We start from the raw sequence: 21,636 nt of genomic DNA on the forward strand, positions 1-21,636 counted from the left end.
GAGCTATAATAGCCACTAAAATCATGGAACCAGTAGCATTAATTTTTTTACTTAATAAGATAATAATTGAAATTATATTAAATAAAATTCCTATTCCTGAACTTATATATACTTCCTTTTGTACTAATTTCAAATAGACCCACCCCCAACTACATCTATATTTATAGTTTTATTTTAATATAATATTTTATATGCTTAGAATCAAAATTATTTCATTTGCAAATCACTACTTGTAATTAATAAAATTTCCTTAATTACTAATTAAAGTTTCAACTTTAACTTTTTATTAAGTTAAATTAATAAAAACTTTTAATAAAGGTATAAATTTCTTACTCATACAAAATCTAAATTTATAAATCTACACTCACTTTAAATTACTAAAAAAATATTTTATCATTCAATATTATTAATATTATGTTAATTAAAGATTAATTTGTAATCTTATTTTAATTGAGTTTTTAGCTATTTTACGTTATTATTTCATTATTGGATAAGGAGATTTTTTATGAACTTTTTGTTTATATCTGTCGAAATAAACAAAATAGATGATTAAAAATTAAGGAGATTTACTAATGAAAAAACTAATAATAGCGGCAATAGTTGCACTATTAATACTTATTGGTTTTACAGCTTATATTTATAATAAAGCTCATTCAGCGCCAAAAGTTACTTTTATTAATAATGAGCAACAACAGCCTAGTCAAAAATACATACCAAGAATACCGACTCCTGCTTATTTCCCAGAACAGCCAGCGAGTCCAGTTCCTGCTGCTGTAGAACCTTATCTAGGAACATGGGTAGTTAAAAGCATTACTGGTATAGGATATTATCCAGCTACTAATGCAACAACATATGGAGTTGGAAAAACAATTACAATAGAACCTGATTATTTCAACAATGATTGTGAAATGTATCCAGAAGCTATGAAAAATCCACAGTATAGTGTAATATATCCATCTGCTGAAGATTTAATAAATTCCTATCATTTAGGAAGTGCTGCACAGGTTGGTTTATATGGAGGAGTTCCAACACTTGTTGTTAATAGACATGGTTCACCACCTAACCAAGATCCAAAATTCAATTTTGGAGATGTATATCTTATGGGTAGCTATATAATTGTTAACTCAAACGGTGTATTCTTCAGATGTGTTAGAAAGTAATTTAAAGTCCTAAGAATTATCTTGATATTCTTAGGATTTTTTAATAAAACAAATCAAATAGGAGGGGATAAAACTAATGAAATTTTTTAAGAATTACTCTACATTCAATAAAATTTTCTTTTTAGTATTTTTAGTTATAGATATCATCTTATTCTTAATTCCTGCCATTCAGGCAAAATCAACATCTGTACTTTTTACATTAACTTCGATAATGACATTTATCTCAAGTCTTAGTGCTTTACTCATGGCTATATATAACTCCAAAGCATCAGCAGAGTTTTTTGTTTGGGGACTTACAAATAGTGTTTCATATACATATATAACTTATGTTCAAAGTCTTTATGGGCAAGTTATTTTAACAGCTATGGGTCTTTTACCTATACAAATTGCAGGACTATACCTTTGGTATAAAAATCAAAAAGAAAATAACACTAAAATAATAAAAATAAAAAAGTTCAATAAAAAAAATTGGATTACTTACTCTATAGTATTTATAATCTCTTGTATTATCTATGGAATATTTATTTTAAAATTACCAGAAATACTTAACTATTTCTTCAATATAACTATAGCTGCAGATGATGAATACATAATAGATTCTATAAATGCTATGGCAACTCTTTTTGCAATTCTTCTTGGAGCAGAAAGATATATCGAACAATGGCATTTCTGGATTATCGCAAATACAACAGGAATACTTTTATTTATAATTTCATTCATAAATTCAAGTTCATTTTCAGTATCTTCAATTTCAGATGCAGTAATGTGGTTACAGTTAGAGATAAATGCATTTTACGGATTATATCAATGGAGAAAATATCTTAAAAATCAACAAGGTTAGACTATTTTCAACTATTCAAAAAAAAATTAGTTTTTAATGCTTGAATTATTTTTTATTTTAATATAGAATTGTATTTTAATATTGAGTTCAAAATTTGTTCATATTTTGAACTCAATATTTTATTTTTTATAAAAGATAAAATAATTTTAATAGGGAGGTTTTTAATGAATTTTTTTAAGAAGTTTTCAACATTTCATAAGATATTTTTCTCAGTATTCGCTATAATAAACTTAATTTTATTTATAGTTCCAGCAATACAAACTGGTTCAATAATGAATTTAATTAGTATATCTTCACTTATAGAACTTATATCAACATTTGCAGGACTTTTCGCAGCTATATACACAGCTAGAGGAGAAGTTGCTTGTTATATTTGGGGATTTATAAATGCCCTTGTTTATATCTACATAGTATTTACAGGACATATGTATGGGCAAGCTATTCTTTATACTTTCTTTAAACTACCAATGCAAATAGTAGGATATTATGCTTGGAAAAAGAGTATTGAAAATACAGATGGAACTACTGTTGAAGTAAAAAAACTTACTAAAAAGAATTGGATAGTTCTTGTAATTACATTTATATTAGTTTGGATTGGATATGGTATATTCCTAAAATTCTTACCATCAATATTCCAAAACTTATTTAACATAACAATATCAGCAGATAAAGAATTTATTGTTGATTCATTATCATCAACACTTATTATCTATGCTGTTATCCTATCAACAAAAAGATTTGTTGAACAATGGTATTTCTGGCTACTATCAAACTCAATAGGAATACTTTTATTTATACTATCACTTATTAGTTCAAAGAAAATCTCAGTAGATACACTATCAGGGATGATTATTTGGATTCAATTTACACTTAATGCTATATACGGTTTCTATAATTGGAGAAAATTAAATAATAAAAATGCGTAATTTAAATAAAAAAAGGTATCTCTTAGCTGATTTACAACTCACTAAGAGATACCTTCTTATTTTTTATTCCTTTTTTTCATCCACAACAACATTTTCTTCTTCTTCAAAGCCTACTGCATTCTTCATTTTTTCCCATACTTCTTTTGGTTTATCTTTTTCTAAAACTTTATACTTATTACCAGGAATAGCAGTATCAAATTGGAATATATGAGCATATGGAGAATTTTCATATAAATATTCCTTATCATCTTCATATGGTTCTAATTTAATATTTCCACTTATCATTTCACTACAAAGCTCTACTACTTTTTTATTAACATATTCTCTTAAAATATCAAACTGCTTTTCAGTTATTAAAGCATCACTAGAAGCTAAATTACCATCTTTCTTAAATTTTGCTGGTATTATTAGTGAGCCTTCACCATTAGTCATATCTTTATCCATAGACATAATAATCTTAGGATCTTTTAAAAGTAATCCATCAAATTTTAATTTAGATAATATTTCTTTTTCTATTTCCTCTTCTGAAAGTTGCTTTTTACTTGATATCATAGGATTATCTATTTTAAAATAGAACATTGCCCCTGGAAGAGCTTGTGTTTTTAATATTTCTTCTGAATTTCTTAAAAGAACATCTAAATAAACAAGAAGTTGTATTTGAAGTCCATTATAAAGTTTATTTAAATCAAATTTCTTTTTACCTGACTTATAATCTATAACTCTTAAATATTGCTTTCCATCAAGTTCTAGATTATCTATTCTGTCTACCCTACCTATTAAATAAACTTTTTCTCCTGTTGGAAGTTCAACCTCTATTGGGTCACTATCATCAAATGTTCCAAAAGAAAATTCATTTTTAAATATCTCAAAATTGCTCTTTCTCATTTGTTCTGCAATTGTAGTTACTGATCTAGTTAGAATCTTTTTATATCTTTCAGTTAAATATTTATATCTATATGAACTACTTAAAATTGAACCATCATTTGTATTTATTTGATTATTAACAAGATCATTTATTATACCTCTGCACTCTTTATTACTAAGGTCATTCCACCTAATTCCCTTATCTCTAATTACATTAGTGAAATCATCTAAGATTTCATGCATAAATGTTCCAAGGTCAGGTGCTGAGAAATCATAAACCTTTCTATCTTTTGCTTTTAACCCATATTCAATAAAATAAGCAAAAGGACATTGTGCATATCTTTCTAATTTAGAAACAGAAAAAACTAAATTTCCACTTGAATTACTATAAAGTTTCTTAGCCATTTGCTTACTTATACTTTCTTCAAGGTTTGAGTATTTAAGACCTTTTACAACATTTTTAAGTTTTAAATCCCAACCTTCAAGATTATCAAAGTATTTATAAACTTCATCCCAACATTCACCAATATTTTTATCATCATATTCTCTTCTTATTGCTCCTATAAGCTCATTAAAAGTAGGTGATTTAGCTGTTATATCATAATATTTATCTTTTTGTTTATCTAAATTATATCCTGTGCTTTCTTCTTTAAGTTTGGGGAATATTTTTTTCAACCTGTGGATAATTATTGAGGCTCTCATTGCTTTTCCCTCAAAATCAGCTAATGGATAAGTTATCACCAAATAATCACTAACCATTGTTAGAGCTGTATAAACTAAAAACTGCTCCTCAAATACTTTTGTTCTAGTATCTGAAGCAAGAGCCATACCTTTTTCTAATAAAATATTTCTATCTCTATCTGATAAAATCCCCTCTTCCTTATTAGCTGAAGGAAGAACTCCATCATTCACTCCAACTACATAAAGTGTTTTAGGTCTTCTACTTTTTATTCTTGTTATATCTCCAATATTAACTTGGTCTAAAGCAACAGGTACAACACCCATCTCATATTTAGAAAAACCTACATTTAATATTCTAATAAAATCTTTCTTATCAATAATTTCATCTCCAAGAACTTCTACAGCCTGCTCTAAAACTTCAACAAGTATATCTACAATTTGAGAATATTCCTTAACTTTATTTTGCATTTCATTTTCTTCAAAATAACTAATCTTTTCCTTTATTCTTTCAAATACACCAAGGTCATTATCAAGAAATTCATATAATGCTATAACAAATTCTCTTAAAGTCTTTTTTCCACTACATTTTTCTTCTAAAGCAATAAGTGGCTCTTCAACCCAACTCTTAATATCATTTATTCTATTTAAATAAACTTTTTGTTCTTCTGTTATTTCTTCATTTTTAAAACTATTAGAACTATAATAAGTCCATTCATCAACTTTCCACTTAGCTCCCTTAATTCCATAAGCTAAAACATAATTCTCAAGTCTATCAATTTCTTCTATATCTATTCCAGTAAGCCCACTCTTTAAATACTTAAATACACTCTCATAACTCCAGTTTCTACTTATAATATCAATAGCTGAATTAATAAGAACAATTAAAGGATTACTTGCTACATCTAACTTTTTATCTATATAATGAGGAATCTCAAAATCACTAAATATTACTGAAGCTATTTTTTCATAACAATCTATATTTCTACAAACGACTCCAATATCTCTATATCTATATCCCTCTTCTCTTACAAGTCTTAAGATATCTTTAGCTATAAATTCAAGTTCATCATAACTATTATTAGCCTTATAAAGTCTTACATCATTAACATCTTTATAATAACTTTTAAAAGGATAAGAATATATCTGTCTTTCTATATGAGCAAGTCTTTCACTATTCTTAAATCTTTGTGGAATATCTTCATTTATATTTTCATATCCATCAAAAGCTATAGAATTTTCTTCAATTGCTCTAAGAAGCCTTCTTTCAGTATTTTTAGTAACACTAAACACATCCGTTTCTCTCGCCCTTGTATTTCCTTCATCCATTGATAAAGTTATGTTAACTCTCTTAGCCTTTTTCAAAAGCTCAACTATTATATCCATTTGCTGTGGAGTAAAAGTTGTAAATTCATCAATCCAAATTTCAGCTCCTTTATACATATCTGAAATTTTTAACTTATCAGCTAAAATAGTTAATTCATCTTCACCATCAATATAATTTTTATGTAATCTTTCATTAAAAGCTCTAAAAATCTTCTCTAAATCAACAAGTTTATTAGTAAGCTCTACATCTTCAAGCTCCTTTATCATTTCAGATAAAACTTCTTCATCAACATTATACTTTTTAAATTCAGTAACTAGAGTAGCTATAACATCAATAAATCCATCTTGTTTTGCAGCTCTAGCAAATACCTTCATATCAGAAATAACTTCATCTAAAACCTTATGTATCAACATACTTTTTCCTGCATCTTTTATAGTTCTTTTAGTTATTCCACCAAAATTACTAAATACTCTATTTGCAAGTCTCTTAAAACTCAAAACTTCAGCATTTAAAACACATTTTTCACCTATTTCCCTAAGCATTCTATTTTCTGTTTCAAAAGTAAATTGCTCTGGAACTATTAAAATAAACTTATTATCTTCATTTCTATCTATTCTATTTTTAATCTGATCTATACAATAAGAACTTTTACCAGTTCCTGCTCTTCCATATATAATTCTTAAGGACATAACTTTCACCTCAATTTTAAAAATTACTTTCCATTAATTTAATTCTACACTTTATTTACCATTCATAAAACAAATAAATAAGAGTTATCCTAATTTACTTAAGATAACTCACAAAAATTATATTAAATTTTTAGGTCCCCCAATAATTTCTTTTCTAATAATTAAAGTTCCATTACTATTAGTAGTTACTATCCATTTAACAAGAGCTATAACACCATTACTTATTTCAATACAAGTAACTGTGTATGGTAAAACAGCTGCCCCTATATTAAAATACTGTGGTTCAGAATCTTTAGGAAACATAGTTTTATGAGTATGTCCAATTATTATACTTTCATTTTCTTCTTTACTAAGTTTTAAAACTCTTTTATCAATTTTATCTCTTCTATTATCACTTCTTGCAGGACTTGTTGGTTCTTTAACTGAAAATACCCCATTTAAAATATTCCATACATATCTAACTAAATATTTTGACACCTCTAGTAGTTCATAACTAAGAAAATCAAATTGGTGTCCATGAAATAAAATATAATCTCTTGAACTATCTATTGTCTCATGATATTTCAAAGTTATTGATTCAACAATATCTAAATTTCTATAGAACTCATATAACTTGACTCTCTTATTTTGAAGTTTTACTATTTCTCTTTTAAATCTCTTTTTAGATTTAACATTATCATGATTACCATAAATCATATGAAGTTTATTTTTTTTCTTAAACTCATTTAAAATATTATATTCATCCCTATGTGCATCAAATATATCTGATATTTTTTTAAACTTCCAAAGTTCATCTCCATCTCCATTCTCAATATAAGTATACCCTTCATTATAATAGTATCTAAGAGCAGCAAGATAAATATTTACATTAGGATATAAATCATCATAATACGTCCCATTCCCTCTATGACAATCACTAAAAATAACAATTTTACTCTTCTTATTGATATCTATTCTCTTAGAATTTTCCTTTATGTTATTAAATCTTTTAATATCACTCATCTATTTCCTCCAAGATAATATCTCCTACTAATATATCTATTAAAAAGACTTTCCTTTGCTATATATTTACTAAATAAAACTTAATAGACAAAAAGATACTTAATAACTAGAAATGAATATTTATTATTTAAAATTTTATATTTATACTATTTAAAAATTTAAATCCCTAAATTTAAAAATGCAATAAAAAAAATCCTTTCTTTCAAAATCTAAATTTTATTACAATTTAAATTTAATAGTCTATTTATTGAAATCAAATTTTAATTGACTTAGGGTATTAAAGATGGTAAAATGTTAACAATTCAAAAAAAGTTTTTTAACAAAATTAATAAAAATTTAATGAATTTATTTATGAATATTGAGATTTTAATTATTTTTATATGAATATTTAATAATATAGTACTCAACATAAAGACATGTGTTCATAAATAAAATATTTATCCAAAATAAATCAATAAAAAAATAATAAATTCACTTTAACCTAATAAAGAGTTTTTTTTATCATTTTTGGATATATAAATACATATTAAATAAATTTGTATAAATAAATAAATTTATAATTATTCACTTATACAAATTAAAATTCAGTAAAATAAAAAGATAAAAAGAGAGGAGGGAGTCTTAGTTATACATAGAAGATAAAAAGCTAATGTTAACTAAGGAGAGATATGCAAGACATAACAAAAGATAAAAATAAATATAAAATATCGTTTATAAGTTTTGTATCTATAATATTCCTAACAGTTTATGGACTACAAAATGCTCAACAAATATATTACCAGATGGGATATGCATCAATAACCTATCTTATAATAGCAGCACTAATTTACTTTATTCCATATGCTTTCATAGTTGCTGAAATGAGTTCAGCTTTTAAAGATAAAAAAGGTGGTATTTATTCATGGATGGAAGCGACTATAGGAAAAGGACTTGCCTTAGTTGGTACATTTATTTGGTATGGATCATTTGTTGTTTTATGGTTCTCAATAACAGCAGTTGCCGTTAATATGTCAGTTGCTTTTTCTGGAGTTGATAAGACAGCTACTTGGAGTATCTTCGGACTAAGCTCCCCTGAAACAATAGCAATAATAGGTGCTGTTATTATGATAGTAATTTCTTTTGTATCAACAAAAGGATTAAAGAAAATGACTTTACTATCAAATATATCAATAGTAACTGTAATATTATCTCACATATTAATTCTAGGAGGAGGTCTATTAGTATTTTGTCTATCAGGATTTAAATTTGCTCAAGGATTTGATTTTGGAAAGATTCAATCATATTTCTATGGACCTAATCCAACATATGCATCATTACTTCCTGCAATAGCATTTATGGTATATACAATCTTCGTATTTGCTGGGATGGAAAATAGTGCTGGACTTGTTGACCAAGTTAAAGATGCTAAAAAGAATGTTCCAAGAGCTATTCTTTTATCAGCAACATTAATAACACTTCTATATATAGTAATTGTTATAATAACAGGAATGGTTTGTAACTGGTCAGCAACATTTGGAAATGGTAAGGTTAACTTAGCTAACTTCCAAATATTCATAACTCAACAGGAATTCTATAGACTTGGAATGCTATTCCACCTATCACCAGCAGCTTCAATTGACCTTGGACACTGGGTAAATAGAATTATGAATTTACTTACTTTAATAGGTTTCTGTTCAATGCCTCTTAGAGTTTACAGTCCTATTAAGCATATGTTTGAAGGATTACCAAAGGGTGTTTTACCTGAAAAAATTACAAAGACAAATAAACACGGATTACCTTCAAATGCTATAGCCTTACAAACAATAATAGTTGTAGGATTTATATTACTTTTAGGATTCGGTGGTGGATCAGTATCATCTATGTATAACAAGATAACTCTTATGACATTCATAGCTGGTAGCGTTCCAATATCATTTATCTTACTTGCTTATATAAAATTTAAGAAGGATGATTCAATAAAGAAAGAATATCAATTCTTTAGTAAAAAGACAGGTGTAGTAATAAGTATAATATGTTTTATAGCTGTTACTTTTACTAATATCTTCTCAATAATACAACCAAGCCTTAGTGGAAACTATCAAAATAGTTTCTGGGTAGCTCTTGGACCTGTATTATTCGGAATAATAGGATATATATTCCACCTAAGATATAAAAAAAATTTAAAGAAAACAGTTAACTAATAAAAAAGAGGATATCTCAGATTATGAGATATCCTCTTTCTCTTATTTTAATAATTTATAGTTTAGGTATATTAAATTATTAAAACATATTTATTTAAAATATAAAACCTAATAATGTTTATAACCCTATATAAAACTTATTATACTTACAACAAAAAAACCTAGTATATATACTAGGTTTTTGGCGGAGAATCCGGGATTTGAACCCGGGCGCCGGTTGCCCGACCTACACCCTTAGCAGGGGCGCCTCTTCAGCCACTTGAGTAATTCTCCAAGCTGATTTTATAAATTATAAAATTAAAATGGCGGAGAGAGTGGGATTTGAACCCACGGTACCCGTAAAGGTACGCCGGTTTTCAAGACCGGTGCCTTAAGCCAGCTCGACCATCTCTCCAAACTACAAGAATTATTATATCAACTATAAAAATAAATGTCAATGTTTTTTTGAAATTTTTTATAGAATTTATCTATTTATAAAATAAATAGACTATTAGTAGCTTTTCTAGTCTATTTAAATATCTATTTTACAAAAGGATTACTAACTGGTCCAATATGAGAAAAAATAATTAAAATTATTATACTTATAATTAAAGCTACAATCCAAGGTATTAAAACTTTTTTATTTTCTTTATATTTTAAAATAGCTATTAAAGAAAATATGGCTGCTATTATTGCTAAAATTATTCCTGTTAAAGATGATACTATTGCACCTATAATACTCATCCAACCTAAAGACCAAGCTGCTGAAACTATAAATGGCTTTTTTCCATTACTATTCATAAATCTACTCCTTTTCTAAATCTAAAATATAATTTTATTAGATTTTTTATCATTAGTTTAACTTATCCCTATCTCTTTAATTTCTCTTCTTAAATTATATATAAAAATAAGGACTGAATCAAAAAACTTTGATACAGTCCTTATTTGGCGGAGAATCCGGGATTTGAACCCGGGCGCCGGTTGCCCGACCTACACCCTTAGCAGGGGCGCCTCTTCAGCCACTTGAGTAATTCTCCATATATTACCATTTTAAAAAAGGGTAAAAAAAATGGCGGAGAGAGTGGGATTTGAACCCACGGTACCCGTAAAGGTACGCCGGTTTTCAAGACCGGTGCCTTAAGCCAGCTCGACCATCTCTCCAAGCTACAAGAATTATTATAGCAATGAGATATAAATATGTCAACACCTTTTTTAAAAAATTATAAATTATATAAAGCAATAATCTTTCCTTACCATAGACTAGTATTATGTAAAGTATTAAAAATTTATATATGAATCAAAATAGAATTTAAAAGGAATGGGTAGATGATGAGAAATTTAAGTAAAATAGTTAATAAAATAGTTAAGTATTTAAAAACTAAAGATATTGATATATCTAAGTTTTATAATTATAATACCTCTCTTTTAGAACTAATAACTGATAAAAAATTACTAAAAGAATTAGTTTTGTGTCTTCAACTAATGAAAATTTCAGGATATGAGTATGAAATATTAACAAATGAAGATAGTGAATTTGCAAATGATCAATTACAAGAACTGCGACTGCATCTTCTTAAACAATTAGTAGGATATAACTTATATCTCGCTCCAATAAAATTTAATAACCTAAAAAAAGCTAAAATAAACTTCTATAAGAATAATTAATAAAAATGTAAGTAAACTATCCTAATCTAAAATTTTTACTCTTTCTTATTTTATTATAAAAATAAAAAAGCTAAGAAAATTTTAAGTTTTCTTAGCTTTATATAATAAAATTAACTTATATTATTTTAATACATCACATCTCATGTATTGTCTTAAAACTTCTGGAATTACTACTGATCCATCTGCTTGTTGATAATTTTCAAGCATAGCAGCAACAGCTCTACCTATAGCAACTCCTGAACCATTTAATGTGTGTACAAATTGTGGTTTATCATTTGGAGTTTCCTTATACTTAATATTAGCTCTTCTAGCTTGGAATGTTTCAAAGTTTGAACAACTTGATATTTCAACATATCTATTATAACTTGGCATCCAAACTTCTATATCATACTTAAGAGCTGCTGTAAATCCAAGATCCCCTTTACATATTCTAACTATTCTATATGGAAGTCCTAATCCTTGAAGAACTGATTCTGCATCTTTAACTAACTTATCTAATTCTTCATAACTTTGTTCTGGCTTACAGAACTTAAGTAATTCAACCTTATTAAATTGATGTTGTCTAATAAGACCTCTTGTATCTCTTCCTGCTGATCCAGCTTCTGCTCTGAAACATGCACTATAAGCAACATGCTTTATTGGAAGATCTGCTCCTGCTAAAGTTTCATTCTTATACATATTTGTAACTGGAACTTCAGCTGTTGGAATTAAGAAATATCCATTATCCACTTTAAATGCATCATCTTCAAACTTAGGTAATTGACCTGTTCCTGTCATACTATCTCTATTAACCATATATGGAGGTAATATTTCTGTATATCCATTTTCAAATATATGTTTATCTAAGAAGTAGTTTATCATTGCTCTTTCAAGTCTGGCACCTGCACCTTTATATATTGTGAATCTTGAACCTGTTATCTTACCAGCTCTTTCAAAATCTAATAAGTTTAAATCTGTTCCTAAATCCCAGTGAGCCTTTGGTTCAAAATCAAACTTTGTTGGTTCACCCCAAACTTTAATTTCAACATTATCCTCATCTGTTTCTCCTTCTGGAACTTGTGGATTTGGTATATTAGGTATTCTATACATGATATAATCTATCTTTTCATTAACACTTGCAAGACTTGTATCATGTTCTTTTATTTCTTCACCTATTTTTTTCATTTCAGCCATTATTACAGCAACATCTTCTCCAGCCTTCTTTAACTTAGGTATTTCTGCTGAAACTTTATTTCTTTGGCTCTTTAAAGCTTCAACTTCAACTAAGATTTTTCTTCTTTCTTCATCTAAAGCTATAACTTCATCTATAACTTTAACATCAAAATCTTCTCCTCTATTTGTAAGAGCTTTTTTAATTTCTTCTGGATTGCTTCTGATTACTTTTAAATCTAACATTCTACATCTTCTCCTTTAAAATCAAATATTCTAGCATCAAAATATTGAAAAAATCTGTTTTTTATACAAAAAAAGAGTCCTCTCCTCCCACAAAGGGACGAAAAGACTCCGCGTTGCCACCCTAATTGATAAATCATAATGCATAATGACTTATCCACTTTAACTATTAACGATTAGTTCCGTACTGCTTGTATTCACAGTCCCTCACAGGTGGATTCATAAATATTTTAAATTAGTTTTCACCAACCACTAACTCTCTTAATTAAAATAATCTATTACTAGCCTGATCATAGGTTTTATTTCAATATTGCTTTTGAATTTATTATATTAATCAATTACATTATTGTCAATAATTTATCATTAATCTTCATCTATATTTCTTGTACATATTATATCTATTCCTGTATTAAGTACATTTCTACAAACAACATCTCCAATTCTAGTAGGAACACTCATATAAAGTCTTCCTAGCACTTTAGAGAATTCTATCCATAAAGATATATCAATTGGCTCACTACTTTTAACAGGAACAACCTTATGCTTTTTAGAACCCCTTAATCTAATTATACTTGTAAAAACTTCTTTACTCATAAAAATCACCTCTATACTCCATCAAATTCTTTAATTCTAGAAGCAAGTAAATTTGAATTTTTTGAATCCTCAACAACTTCTGTTGGCTTTTTATCAAGTTCTCTAGCTAATATATCAATAATTTTAGTTATACACTGAGCTCCATGACATCTACCAAAAGTAGCTCCTGTTCTTCTTTTAACACCTTCAAGCGTTCTAGCTCCAAGAGGTCTTCTTATACAATCAACAACTTCTCCCTCTGAGATAAGATTACACATACAAAGAATTCTTCCATATTTATTATCAGCCTCAATAAGCTCATTTCTTTCAGAATTTGATAAACTTCTAAATCTATAAAATTCTCTTCTCTTATCAACAAAGTTATTATTAAGTGAACAGTTTAAGTTTTCTACTACACTCTCACAAATAAGATTTGCAATTGATGGTGCTATAGTAACTTCTGCATAATGTTTACCTACAATTTTTATATATCCTTTATTAATTTCATTATCATCTATAATTATAAGGTCTTTATGATGCTCATCATAAAAAACATTATTAACATTATTATTACTTATAGTAGGAAGGAGTGTCTTTGCCTTTCTAAGTGATTTATAAAAGCCTAAAGGTTTATCAGAATTAAGCCCAATAACTCTTTCTCCACTTCCATTAGGTATATGTGTAATAAAATTATCTTCATCATCAATCTTAACAATTAAATTAGAGTATTCTGCCTCAGAGCAGCCTCCTAAAAGTAAATAATATGTTTTTAAAGTTTCATCATGCTCTTCATGTTCTTCTTCAGTATAAAAATCTCCTGGAATAGTATTAACAACAAACTTACAAGTAAATTTATTTTTATTTGTAGTTACTCTAAACCCATTAACAAGCTTTTGAATATCCATTACCTGCTCTTCAAGTCTAAATCTAACACCATTTTCAAAAGCTACTTCCCCATAAGCTATAGCAAGCTCATATGGATTTATAACAGCAGTATTTTCACTATATAAGGCTTTAGTAACATCACAATGTAAATTAGGCTCTATCTCTCTAACCTCATCTGCATTTAAAAGCCTTACTCCACTAATTCCTCTTCTCATAGATTTTTTATACATTTTATCAATTATAGCTTCTGAAATTTCATCAGCAGCAAGTCTTAAAGTTCCTCTTTTAGTAAAAGGTACTCTAAATTTCTTAGCTACTTCTTGTAAGATCTTATTTCCCTTACTTTCTAAACTGCTCATAAGATCATCTTTACTCTCTGAACCATCATAAACAACAGTTGCATTAACAAAAGAAATATCATCTGCTATATCAAAATCTCTTTCAATAACAGCTATATTAAGATTATATTTTGATAGCTCATAAGCAACTGCACAGCCTATAATTCCGCCACCTAAAATTAAAACATCATAATCCATTCTATCAACTCCTAATTACATATTCAGTAATTATATTTCCTAATAATTATAACATAATAAAAATGTCTATTTTGCAAAATCCAATTAAACATTTACCTTAATCTTTTCTTCTATTTCTTCTATATGTTTTTTAGGTTTAATAATTTTAGTTATTAACTTTTCATATAAATAAACAACAACAAATGATAAAACTATATTCAAAATAACTAAAATAGCTATTTTAAAATTATAGTTTAAATAATTAAAATTAAATAAAGTATTTAATTTTATAATATATGGATGAATTATATATACTGAAAGTATGTACTTAGAAAAATTATCAATATACTTATTTATATTAAATACATTTCTAGTAACTAATAAGTTAGCAAAATAATATAAAACTGCTAATGCTACTAAATTATAAATAATAAGATGCCTTGATGATGGAGATCCAATAACATAGTTCACATTCTCAAAACTTCCGCCTTTAAAAACTTTTAAATTTATATCAATTAATTTATAGAGAAATAGAAAACCTAATATAATATAGTATTTTTTTATAAATCCAATTAAATATATAAAATTCTTATATATAAGTCCCCCTAAAATAAAGTAATAAATCCATATAATAAGACTTCTATCTAAATAAGAAAATAGTATTTTTCCTATAAATGAGCTTTTCCTACTTAAAATAGAATAAGCATTATTAATTATAATAAATTGAACTAAAGTAATTAATATTATAGATTTACATCTTAAAACTTTATCTAACTTCAAAACAATATATCTTAAGATAGGAAAAATTAAATAAATCTTAATCAAGGTATTAAGATACCAAGTATGATAATATGATTTCCCCCATATAATATCTCTAAAAAATAACTTTAATGAATAATTATCTACAGTAAAGAATTTAGGTAATATAAAAATAAAGTTAGCAAGCAAATATATTATAAGTATCTTACTAAATTTTTTCTTATAAAAATTTCTAATACCTATCTCTTCATAATTTCTAATAATTAAAAAGCCTGTAATAACCATAAATACAGTAACTGCAAACCTTGAAAAATTAAGAATTCCTCCATAAACAATATGTGTACTTATATTAGCATTACTAGATATGACAAATGCACTAATAGCATGTTGATAAACAATTAAAATACAACAAAATAACTTTATTAAATTAAACTGCTTAAAATATCTTATTAAGCTATATTTTTATGAAATTACTCTCAAACAAATTATTTATAATTACTCCATTGCATTAGAAAATTTTAAAAATCTTAAATAAAAAAATATTAATTTCTTTCGTCACATAACTTAAGCAATTTAAGATATTCATTAGATTTACTATTTATATATTTAGAACTCCTATGATGCGATTCAACAGCTTCTAAAAAATCATCTGAGTATTTTGATTCCTTAAGTCCCTTTAAAATATCTAAGCCTTTTTTAGCATGATTATAATAAACATCTACCCTTTTAAATTGATTAAACTTTTTAAGATTTCCCTTACTAATCTTATCAAGAATAACTATAATTGATTTACTTATTGGTCCTGATGACCCTTCTATTTTTCCTACATCATGTAATAATCCTAATTTTCCAATATCAATTTCTTTTTTATCTATTTTATTAATATCTATATTTAAAGTAGCAAGCATATCTTTAGATACTCTTATACAATGTTGTTGTTCTGACTTTATAAGTTTAAAAAATAATGTTTTCTCTTCACTATTTAAAAATAAATTTATATAGTTATAATCAAGTTCTTTAAAGCTTGATACTACTGCCCAAATAAATTGCTTTACTCTATAGAACACTTTACATCTTACCTCCTAAATAAATAAAATATTCTTTATAATTATATAATAAAAAAACACTTTAGTATTAATCTAAAATGCTCTTTATAAATAAGTAATATTCTATAAAAAAAAATCTATGAACTAAGTTCATAGATTTATGGTGGAGGTAAGGAGATTCGAACTCCTGACCCCTTGCGTGCAAGGCAAGTGCTCTCCCAACTGAGCTATACCCCCAAAAATGGTGGACCTTCGGGGACTCGAACCCAGGGCCTACCGGTTATGAGCCGGTTGCTCTAACCAACTGAGCTAAAGGTCCATATGACCTGGCAACCACCTACTCTCCCACACAGCTACCCGTGCAGTACCATCGGCCTCTAAAAGCTTAACCTTCGTGTTCGGAATGGGAACGGGTGTTACCTTAAAGAGCATCATCACCAGATTTTTGAGAAATTATTCTCTAAAAATTACACATATATATTTGCCTTTTTCTTTTTGGTCAAGCCCTCGTTCTATTAGTATCAGTCAGCTAAACATGTTACCATGCGTACACCTCTGACCTATCAACCTCCTGTTCTCGAAGGGAACTTACTAGCTTACGCTATGGGAAATCTCATCTTGAGGGGGGCTTCATACTTAGATGCTTTCAGTATTTATCCCTTCCCGACTTAGCTACCCAGCTATGCTCTTGGCAGAACAACTGGTGCACCAGAGGTCAGTCCATCCCGGTCCTCTCGTACTAAGGACAGCTCCTCTCAAATTTCCTACGCCCGCGACGGATAGGGACCGAACTGTCTCACGACGTTCTGAACCCAGCTCGCGTGCCGCTTTAATGGGCGAACAGCCCAACCCTTGGGACCTACTTCAGCCCCAGGATGCGACGAGCCGACATCGAGGTGCCAAACCTCCCCGTCGATGTGAACTCTTGGGGGAGATCAGCCTGTTATCCCCGAGGTAGCTTTTATCCGTTGAGCGATGGCCCTCCCACGAGGTACCACCGGATCACTAAGCCCGACTTTCGTCCCTGCTCGACCTGTATGTCTCGCAGTCAGGCTCCCTTATGCCTTTGCACTCTACGAACGATTTCCGACCGTTCTGAGGGAACCTTTGGGCGCCTCCGTTACTTTTTAGGAGGCGACCGCCCCAGTCAAACTGCCCACCTAACAATGTCCTGTGACCAGATTCATGGCCGCCAGTTAGAACTTCAGTAATGTCAGGGTGGTATCCCAAGGACGACTCCACCAAGTCTGACGACCTGGTTTCTCAGTCTCCCACCTATCCTGTACAGACAATACCAAAATTCAATGCTAAGCTACAGTAAAGCTCTACGGGGTCTTTCCGTCCAATCGCGGGTAACGAGCATCTTCACTCGTACTACAACTTCGCCGGATTCACAGTTGAGACAGTGCCCAATTCATTACGCCATTCGTGCGGGTCAGAACTTACCTGACAAGGAATTTCGCTACCTTAGGACCGTTATAGTTACGGCCGCCGTTTACTGGGGCTTAAGTTCATACCTTCGCTTGCGCTAAGCATTCCCCTTAACCTTCCAGCACCGGGCAGGCGTCAGCCCCTATACATCAGCTTACGCTTTAGCAGAGACCTGTGTTTTTGCTAAACAGTTGATTGGGCCTATTCTCTGCGGCCTACTCTCGTAGGCACCCCTTCTCCCGAAGTTACGGGGTCAATTTGCCGAGTTCCTTAACTGTGATTCATCCGCCGGCCTTAGGATTCTCTCCTCACCTACCTGTGTCGGTTTGCGGTACGGGCACTACTTCTCTCTCTAGATGCTTTTCTCGGCAGCGTAGAATCAGATACTTCGGTTCCGTAGAACCTTCCCCATCACGCCTCAGAATTGCCATGGCGGATTTGCCTACCATGACTCCCTAAACGCTTAGACTAGCATATCCAACAGCTAGCACATCCTATCTTCCTGCGTCACACCATCGATAATAACGATTGTAGTGGTACTGGAATATCAACCAGTTGTCCATCGCTTACGCCTTTCGGCCTCAGCTTAGGTCCCGACTAACCCTCAGCGGACGAGCCTTCCTGAGGAAACCTTGGGTTTTCGGCCTGTGGGATTCTCACCCACATCTCGCTACTAATGCCAACATTCTCACTCGTAATCAGTCCACCGCTCCTTACGGTACGACTTCAGCCCGATTACGACGCTCCCCTACCAATTGAATAAATTCAATTCCGTAGCTTCGGTGGTAAGTTTTAGCCCCGAACATTTTCGGCGCAGGATCTCTTGACTAGTGAGCTATTACGCACTCTTTAAATGAGTGGCTGCTTCTGAGCCAACATCCTAGTTGTCTTAGAAATCCCACATCCTTTTCCACTTAACTTACACTTTGGGACCTTAGCTGACGATCTGGGCTGTTTCCCTTTCGACCATGGATCTTATCATTCACAGTCTGACTGCCGGAGTAAAAGTATATGGCATTCGGAGTTTGATAAGGTTCGGTAAGCGCTATGCCCCCTAGCCCATTCAGTGCTCTACCTCCATTACTCAATGTTCCGACGCTAGCCCTAAAGCTATTTCGGGGAGAACCAGCTATATCCGAGTTCGATTGGAATTTCTCCGCTATCCACAAGTCATCCCATACTTTTTCAACAGTAACGTGGTTCGGTCCTCCACGAAGTTTTACCTTCGCTTCAACCTGCTCATGGATAGGTCACCCGGTTTCGGGTCTACGGCATGCAACTAGTCGCCCTATTCAGACTTGGTTTCCCTTCGGCTCCGTACCTTAAGTACTTAACCTCGCTACATACCGTAACTCGTTGGCTCGTTCTACAAAAAGCACATCATCGCGCTCATAAGGCGCTTTGATCGGTTGTGGACATACGGTTTCAGGTTCTATTTCACTCCCCTCCCGGGGTTCTTTTCACCTTTCCCTCACGGTACTGCTTCACTATCGGTCATCAAGTAGTATTTAGTCTTGGGAGGTGGTCCTCCCTGCTTCCCACAAGGTTCCTCGTGTCTCGTGGTACTCTGGATTATAACTCGTTATTTGTTCGTTTAACCTACAGGACTATTACCTCCTACGGTAGAGCTTTCCAACTCTCTTCGGTTACAAACTCTTAACTTTGATGTTATATCCTCAACCCCAGAAACAAGTTTCTGGTTTGGACTCTTTCCTTTTCGCTCGCCGCTACTAAGAAAATCGATTTTTCTTTCTCTTCCTCTAGGTACTTAGATGTTTCAGTTCCCTAGGTGTTCCCTCCTTAAGCTATGTATTCACTTAAGGATACATGGGGTTACCCATGTGAGTTTCCTCATTCGGAGATCTCCGGATCTCAGGCTATTTGCGCCTACCCGAAGCTTATCGCAGCTTATCACGTCCTTCATCGGCTCTTGATGCCAAGGCATTCACCGTACGCCCTTTGTAGCTTGACCTATTAGTCAATTACGGATTATTTTTATATCTCGTAAATTTACAAAGAATTATATTTAAATTAGTTTTTCAACTAATTCGGCTTCATTATATATATGTGTAATTTTCAAAGAACAATTTTGAGTAACCAAAAGGTTTCTCAAAATTAAACAGAGAATTAAGTAGCATTCTTTTTGCTTTTATTTTTTGTCTTTCTAGTTATCCTAGAAAGTTAATTCCTTAGAAAGGAGGTGATCCAGCCGCAGGTTCTCCTACGGCTACCTTGTTACGACTTCACCCCAATCGCTGACCCTACCTTAGGCCGCTGCCTCCTTGCGGTTAGCTCACGGACGTTGGGTATTGCCAACTCTCATGGTGTGACGGGCGGTGTGTACAAGACCCGGGAACGTATTCACCGCGACATTCTGATTCGCGATTACTAGCAACTCCGGCTTCATGAAGGCGAGTTTCAGCCTTCAATCCGAACTGGGACAGGTTTTGTGGGATTTGCTCCACCTCACGGTCTTGCGTCTCTCTGTACCTGCCATTGTAGCACGTGTGTAGCCCTACACATAAGGGGCATGATGATTTGACGTCGTCCCCACCTTCCTCCTGGTTAACCCAGGCAGTCTCGCTAGAGTGCTCAACTTAATGGTAGCAACTAACAATAGGGGTTGCGCTCGTTGCGGGACTTAACCCAACATCTCACGACACGAGCTGACGACAACCATGCACCACCTGTCACCTTGTCTCCGAAGAGATTTCCCCGATTAAGGGTAATGCAAGGGATGTCAAGTGTAGGTAAGGTTCTTCGCGTTGCTTCGAATTAAACCACATGCTCCGCTGCTTGTGCGGGTCCCCGTCAATTCCTTTGAGTTTTAATCTTGCGACCGTACTCCCCAGGCGGAATACTTAATGCGTTAGCGGCGGCACAGAGGTATCGAAACCCCTACACCTAGTATTCATCGTTTACGGCGTGGACTACCAGGGTATCTAATCCTGTTCGCTCCCCACGCTTTCGAGCCTCAGCGTCAGTTACAGTCCAGAGAGTCGCCTTCGCCACTGGTGTTCTTCCTAATCTCTACGCATTTCACCGCTACACTAGGAATTCCACTCTCCTCTCCTGCACTCTAGATACTCAGTTTGGAATGCAGTACTCGGGTTGAGCCCAAGTATTTCACATCCCACTTAAGTATCCGCCTACGCTCCCTTTACGCCCAATAAATCCGGATAACGCTCGCCACCTACGTATTACCGCGGCTGCTGGCACGTAGTTAGCCGTGGCTTCCTCCTTAGGTACTGTCATTATCATCCCTAAAGACAGAGCTTTACGATCCGAAGACCTTCATCGCTCACGCGGCGTTGCTGCATCAGAGTTTCCTCCATTGTGCAATATTCCCCACTGCTGCCTCCCGTAGGAGTCTGGGCCGTGTCTCAGTCCCAATGTGGCCGATCACCCTCTCAGGTCGGCTACGCATCGTCGTCTTGGTAGGCCGTTACCCCACCAACTAACTAATGCGACGCGGGTCCATCTCATAGCGGATTGCTCCTTTGATTATCAAGTGATGCCACTCGATAATATTATGCGGTATTAATCTTCCTTTCGGAAGGCTATTCCCCTCTATGAGGCAGGTTACCCACGTGTTACTCACCCGTCCGCCGCTAATCCGTTCCCCGAAGGAAACTTCATCGCTCGACTTGCATGTGTTAGGCACGCCGCCAGCGTTCATCCTGAGCCAGGATCAAACTCTCAATTTAAAAGTTTAATCTTAAGC

13 protein-coding genes, 6 tRNA genes, 3 rRNA genes and 1 other annotated feature are annotated in these 21,636 nt (G+C 31.8%); of the genes, 5 read left to right on the forward strand and 17 right to left on the reverse strand.

What is annotated here, in order from left to right; all coding sequences use genetic code 11:
• The first annotated feature begins 572 nt into the window (after window positions 1-572).
• The 3 genes from BN8917_RS02440 (at window position 573) to pnuC (BN8917_RS02450) (ending at window position 2,927) form a co-directional block, all read left to right on the forward strand.
• Window positions 573-1,160 (forward strand): hypothetical protein, encoded by a 588-nt coding sequence (locus tag BN8917_RS02440; RefSeq protein WP_066870165.1) that lies wholly within the window; start codon window positions 573-575, stop codon window positions 1,158-1,160.
• Between the two features lie 76 nt (window positions 1,161-1,236).
• The gene (pnuC, locus tag BN8917_RS02445; protein ID WP_066870168.1) at window positions 1,237-2,001 is read left to right on the forward strand and encodes a nicotinamide riboside transporter PnuC; all 765 of its coding nucleotides are present in this window, start codon (window positions 1,237-1,239) and stop codon (window positions 1,999-2,001) included.
• Window positions 2,002-2,165: 164 nt separating this feature from the next.
• Window positions 2,166-2,927, forward strand: coding sequence for a nicotinamide riboside transporter PnuC (pnuC, locus tag BN8917_RS02450; protein ID WP_066870171.1), 762 nt, complete (start codon window positions 2,166-2,168; stop codon window positions 2,925-2,927).
• A 63-nt stretch (window positions 2,928-2,990) separates the two neighbouring features.
• On the opposite strand, the gene addB is transcribed toward pnuC (BN8917_RS02450), so the two are convergent.
• Together addB and BN8917_RS02460 are read right to left on the reverse strand one after the other, a co-directional pair.
• Window positions 2,991-6,485 carry a helicase-exonuclease AddAB subunit AddB gene (addB, locus tag BN8917_RS02455; protein ID WP_066870173.1) on the reverse strand — a complete coding sequence of 1,165 codons (3,495 nt, stop codon included), beginning with the start codon at window positions 6,483-6,485 and terminating at the stop codon, window positions 2,991-2,993.
• Between the two features lie 117 nt (window positions 6,486-6,602).
• Complete coding sequence (locus BN8917_RS02460; RefSeq protein WP_066870177.1) at window positions 6,603-7,487, reverse strand: metallophosphoesterase; 885 nt, start codon at window positions 7,485-7,487, stop codon at window positions 6,603-6,605.
• A 668-nt stretch (window positions 7,488-8,155) separates the two neighbouring features.
• Between BN8917_RS02460 and yjeM the strand changes: the two genes are divergently transcribed.
• Window positions 8,156-9,667, forward strand: coding sequence for a glutamate/gamma-aminobutyrate family transporter YjeM (gene yjeM, locus BN8917_RS02465; RefSeq protein WP_066870180.1), 1,512 nt, complete (start codon window positions 8,156-8,158; stop codon window positions 9,665-9,667).
• Window positions 9,668-9,849: 182 nt separating this feature from the next.
• On the opposite strand, the gene BN8917_RS02470 is transcribed toward yjeM, so the two are convergent.
• The 5 genes from BN8917_RS02470 to BN8917_RS02490 all read right to left on the reverse strand — a co-directional run bounded on the left by BN8917_RS02470 (window position 9,850) and on the right by BN8917_RS02490 (window position 10,807).
• Window positions 9,850-9,940: transfer RNA gene (locus BN8917_RS02470), tRNA-Ser, on the reverse strand.
• A 30-nt stretch (window positions 9,941-9,970) separates the two neighbouring features.
• Window positions 9,971-10,061 (reverse strand) — tRNA-Ser (locus BN8917_RS02475).
• A gap of 125 nt (window positions 10,062-10,186) precedes the next feature.
• A complete protein-coding gene (locus tag BN8917_RS02480; protein ID WP_066870183.1) occupies window positions 10,187-10,447 on the reverse strand; it encodes a hypothetical protein in 261 nt (86 codons plus the stop codon).
• A gap of 145 nt (window positions 10,448-10,592) precedes the next feature.
• Window positions 10,593-10,683 (reverse strand) — tRNA-Ser (locus tag BN8917_RS02485).
• A gap of 33 nt (window positions 10,684-10,716) precedes the next feature.
• Window positions 10,717-10,807 (reverse strand) — tRNA-Ser (locus BN8917_RS02490).
• Between the two features lie 165 nt (window positions 10,808-10,972).
• Between BN8917_RS02490 and BN8917_RS02495 the strand changes: the two genes are divergently transcribed.
• Window positions 10,973-11,311: a hypothetical protein gene (locus tag BN8917_RS02495; RefSeq protein WP_066870186.1), complete on the forward strand. Its 339-nt coding sequence runs from the start codon at window positions 10,973-10,975 to the stop codon at window positions 11,309-11,311.
• Between the two features lie 120 nt (window positions 11,312-11,431).
• On the opposite strand, the gene serS is transcribed toward BN8917_RS02495, so the two are convergent.
• The 10 genes from serS to BN8917_RS02545 all read right to left on the reverse strand — a co-directional run bounded on the left by serS (window position 11,432) and on the right by BN8917_RS02545 (window position 21,619).
• Entirely contained in the window at window positions 11,432-12,706 is a 1,275-nt protein-coding gene (gene serS, locus BN8917_RS02500) for a serine--tRNA ligase (protein WP_066870189.1), read from the reverse strand.
• 90 nt (window positions 12,707-12,796) lie between these two features.
• Window positions 12,797-13,006 (reverse strand) — a binding site (T-box leader).
• A gap of 60 nt (window positions 13,007-13,066) precedes the next feature.
• A complete protein-coding gene (locus tag BN8917_RS02505) occupies window positions 13,067-13,297 on the reverse strand; it encodes a DUF1667 domain-containing protein (protein WP_066875349.1) in 231 nt (76 codons plus the stop codon).
• An 11-nt stretch (window positions 13,298-13,308) separates the two neighbouring features.
• Window positions 13,309-14,697: an NAD(P)/FAD-dependent oxidoreductase gene (locus BN8917_RS02510; RefSeq protein WP_066870192.1), complete on the reverse strand. Its 1,389-nt coding sequence runs from the start codon at window positions 14,695-14,697 to the stop codon at window positions 13,309-13,311.
• Window positions 14,698-14,781: 84 nt separating this feature from the next.
• The gene (locus tag BN8917_RS02515) at window positions 14,782-15,885 is read right to left on the reverse strand and encodes an acyltransferase (protein WP_084748451.1); all 1,104 of its coding nucleotides are present in this window, start codon (window positions 15,883-15,885) and stop codon (window positions 14,782-14,784) included.
• Between the two features lie 92 nt (window positions 15,886-15,977).
• Window positions 15,978-16,502, reverse strand: coding sequence for an HD domain-containing protein (locus BN8917_RS02520; RefSeq protein ID WP_066870200.1), 525 nt, complete (start codon window positions 16,500-16,502; stop codon window positions 15,978-15,980).
• Between the two features lie 140 nt (window positions 16,503-16,642).
• Window positions 16,643-16,718: transfer RNA gene (locus tag BN8917_RS02525), tRNA-Ala, on the reverse strand.
• A 5-nt stretch (window positions 16,719-16,723) separates the two neighbouring features.
• Window positions 16,724-16,800 (reverse strand) — tRNA-Ile (locus BN8917_RS02530).
• Between the two features lie 5 nt (window positions 16,801-16,805).
• Window positions 16,806-16,923, reverse strand: a 5S ribosomal RNA gene (rrf, locus tag BN8917_RS02535).
• Window positions 16,924-16,976: 53 nt separating this feature from the next.
• A 23S ribosomal RNA gene (locus BN8917_RS02540) occupies window positions 16,977-19,884 on the reverse strand.
• A gap of 221 nt (window positions 19,885-20,105) precedes the next feature.
• Window positions 20,106-21,619 (reverse strand): 16S ribosomal RNA (locus BN8917_RS02545).
• Together the 16S, 23S and 5S rRNA genes with 2 tRNA genes alongside form the textbook arrangement of a ribosomal RNA operon.
• Window positions 21,620-21,636 lie beyond the last annotated feature (17 nt).

This window comes from Clostridium mediterraneense (genome assembly GCF_900091705.1).
In the GTDB taxonomy this organism is placed as follows: domain Bacteria; phylum Bacillota; class Clostridia; order Clostridiales; family Clostridiaceae; genus Sarcina; species Sarcina mediterraneense.

Excerpts from the sequence above, each read along its gene's own strand:
- yjeM (WP_066870180.1), top strand. The coding sequence starts at position 8,156 with ATGCAAGACATAACAAAAGATAAAAATAAATATAAAATATCGTTTATA.
- addB (WP_066870173.1), bottom strand. The coding sequence starts at position 6,485 with ATGTCCTTAAGAATTATATATGGAAGAGCAGGAACTGGTAAAAGTTCT.
- BN8917_RS02440 (WP_066870165.1), top strand. The coding sequence starts at position 573 with ATGAAAAAACTAATAATAGCGGCAATAGTTGCACTATTAATACTTATT.
- BN8917_RS02505 (WP_066875349.1), bottom strand. The coding sequence starts at position 13,297 with ATGAGTAAAGAAGTTTTTACAAGTATAATTAGATTAAGGGGTTCTAAA.
- BN8917_RS02495 (WP_066870186.1), top strand. The coding sequence starts at position 10,973 with ATGATGAGAAATTTAAGTAAAATAGTTAATAAAATAGTTAAGTATTTA.
- BN8917_RS02510 (WP_066870192.1), bottom strand. The coding sequence starts at position 14,697 with ATGGATTATGATGTTTTAATTTTAGGTGGCGGAATTATAGGCTGTGCA.
- pnuC (WP_066870171.1), top strand. The coding sequence starts at position 2,166 with ATGAATTTTTTTAAGAAGTTTTCAACATTTCATAAGATATTTTTCTCA.
- BN8917_RS02480 (WP_066870183.1), bottom strand. The coding sequence starts at position 10,447 with ATGAATAGTAATGGAAAAAAGCCATTTATAGTTTCAGCAGCTTGGTCT.
- serS (WP_066870189.1), bottom strand. The coding sequence starts at position 12,706 with ATGTTAGATTTAAAAGTAATCAGAAGCAATCCAGAAGAAATTAAAAAA.
- pnuC (WP_066870168.1), top strand. The coding sequence starts at position 1,237 with ATGAAATTTTTTAAGAATTACTCTACATTCAATAAAATTTTCTTTTTA.
- BN8917_RS02460 (WP_066870177.1), bottom strand. The coding sequence starts at position 7,487 with ATGAGTGATATTAAAAGATTTAATAACATAAAGGAAAATTCTAAGAGA.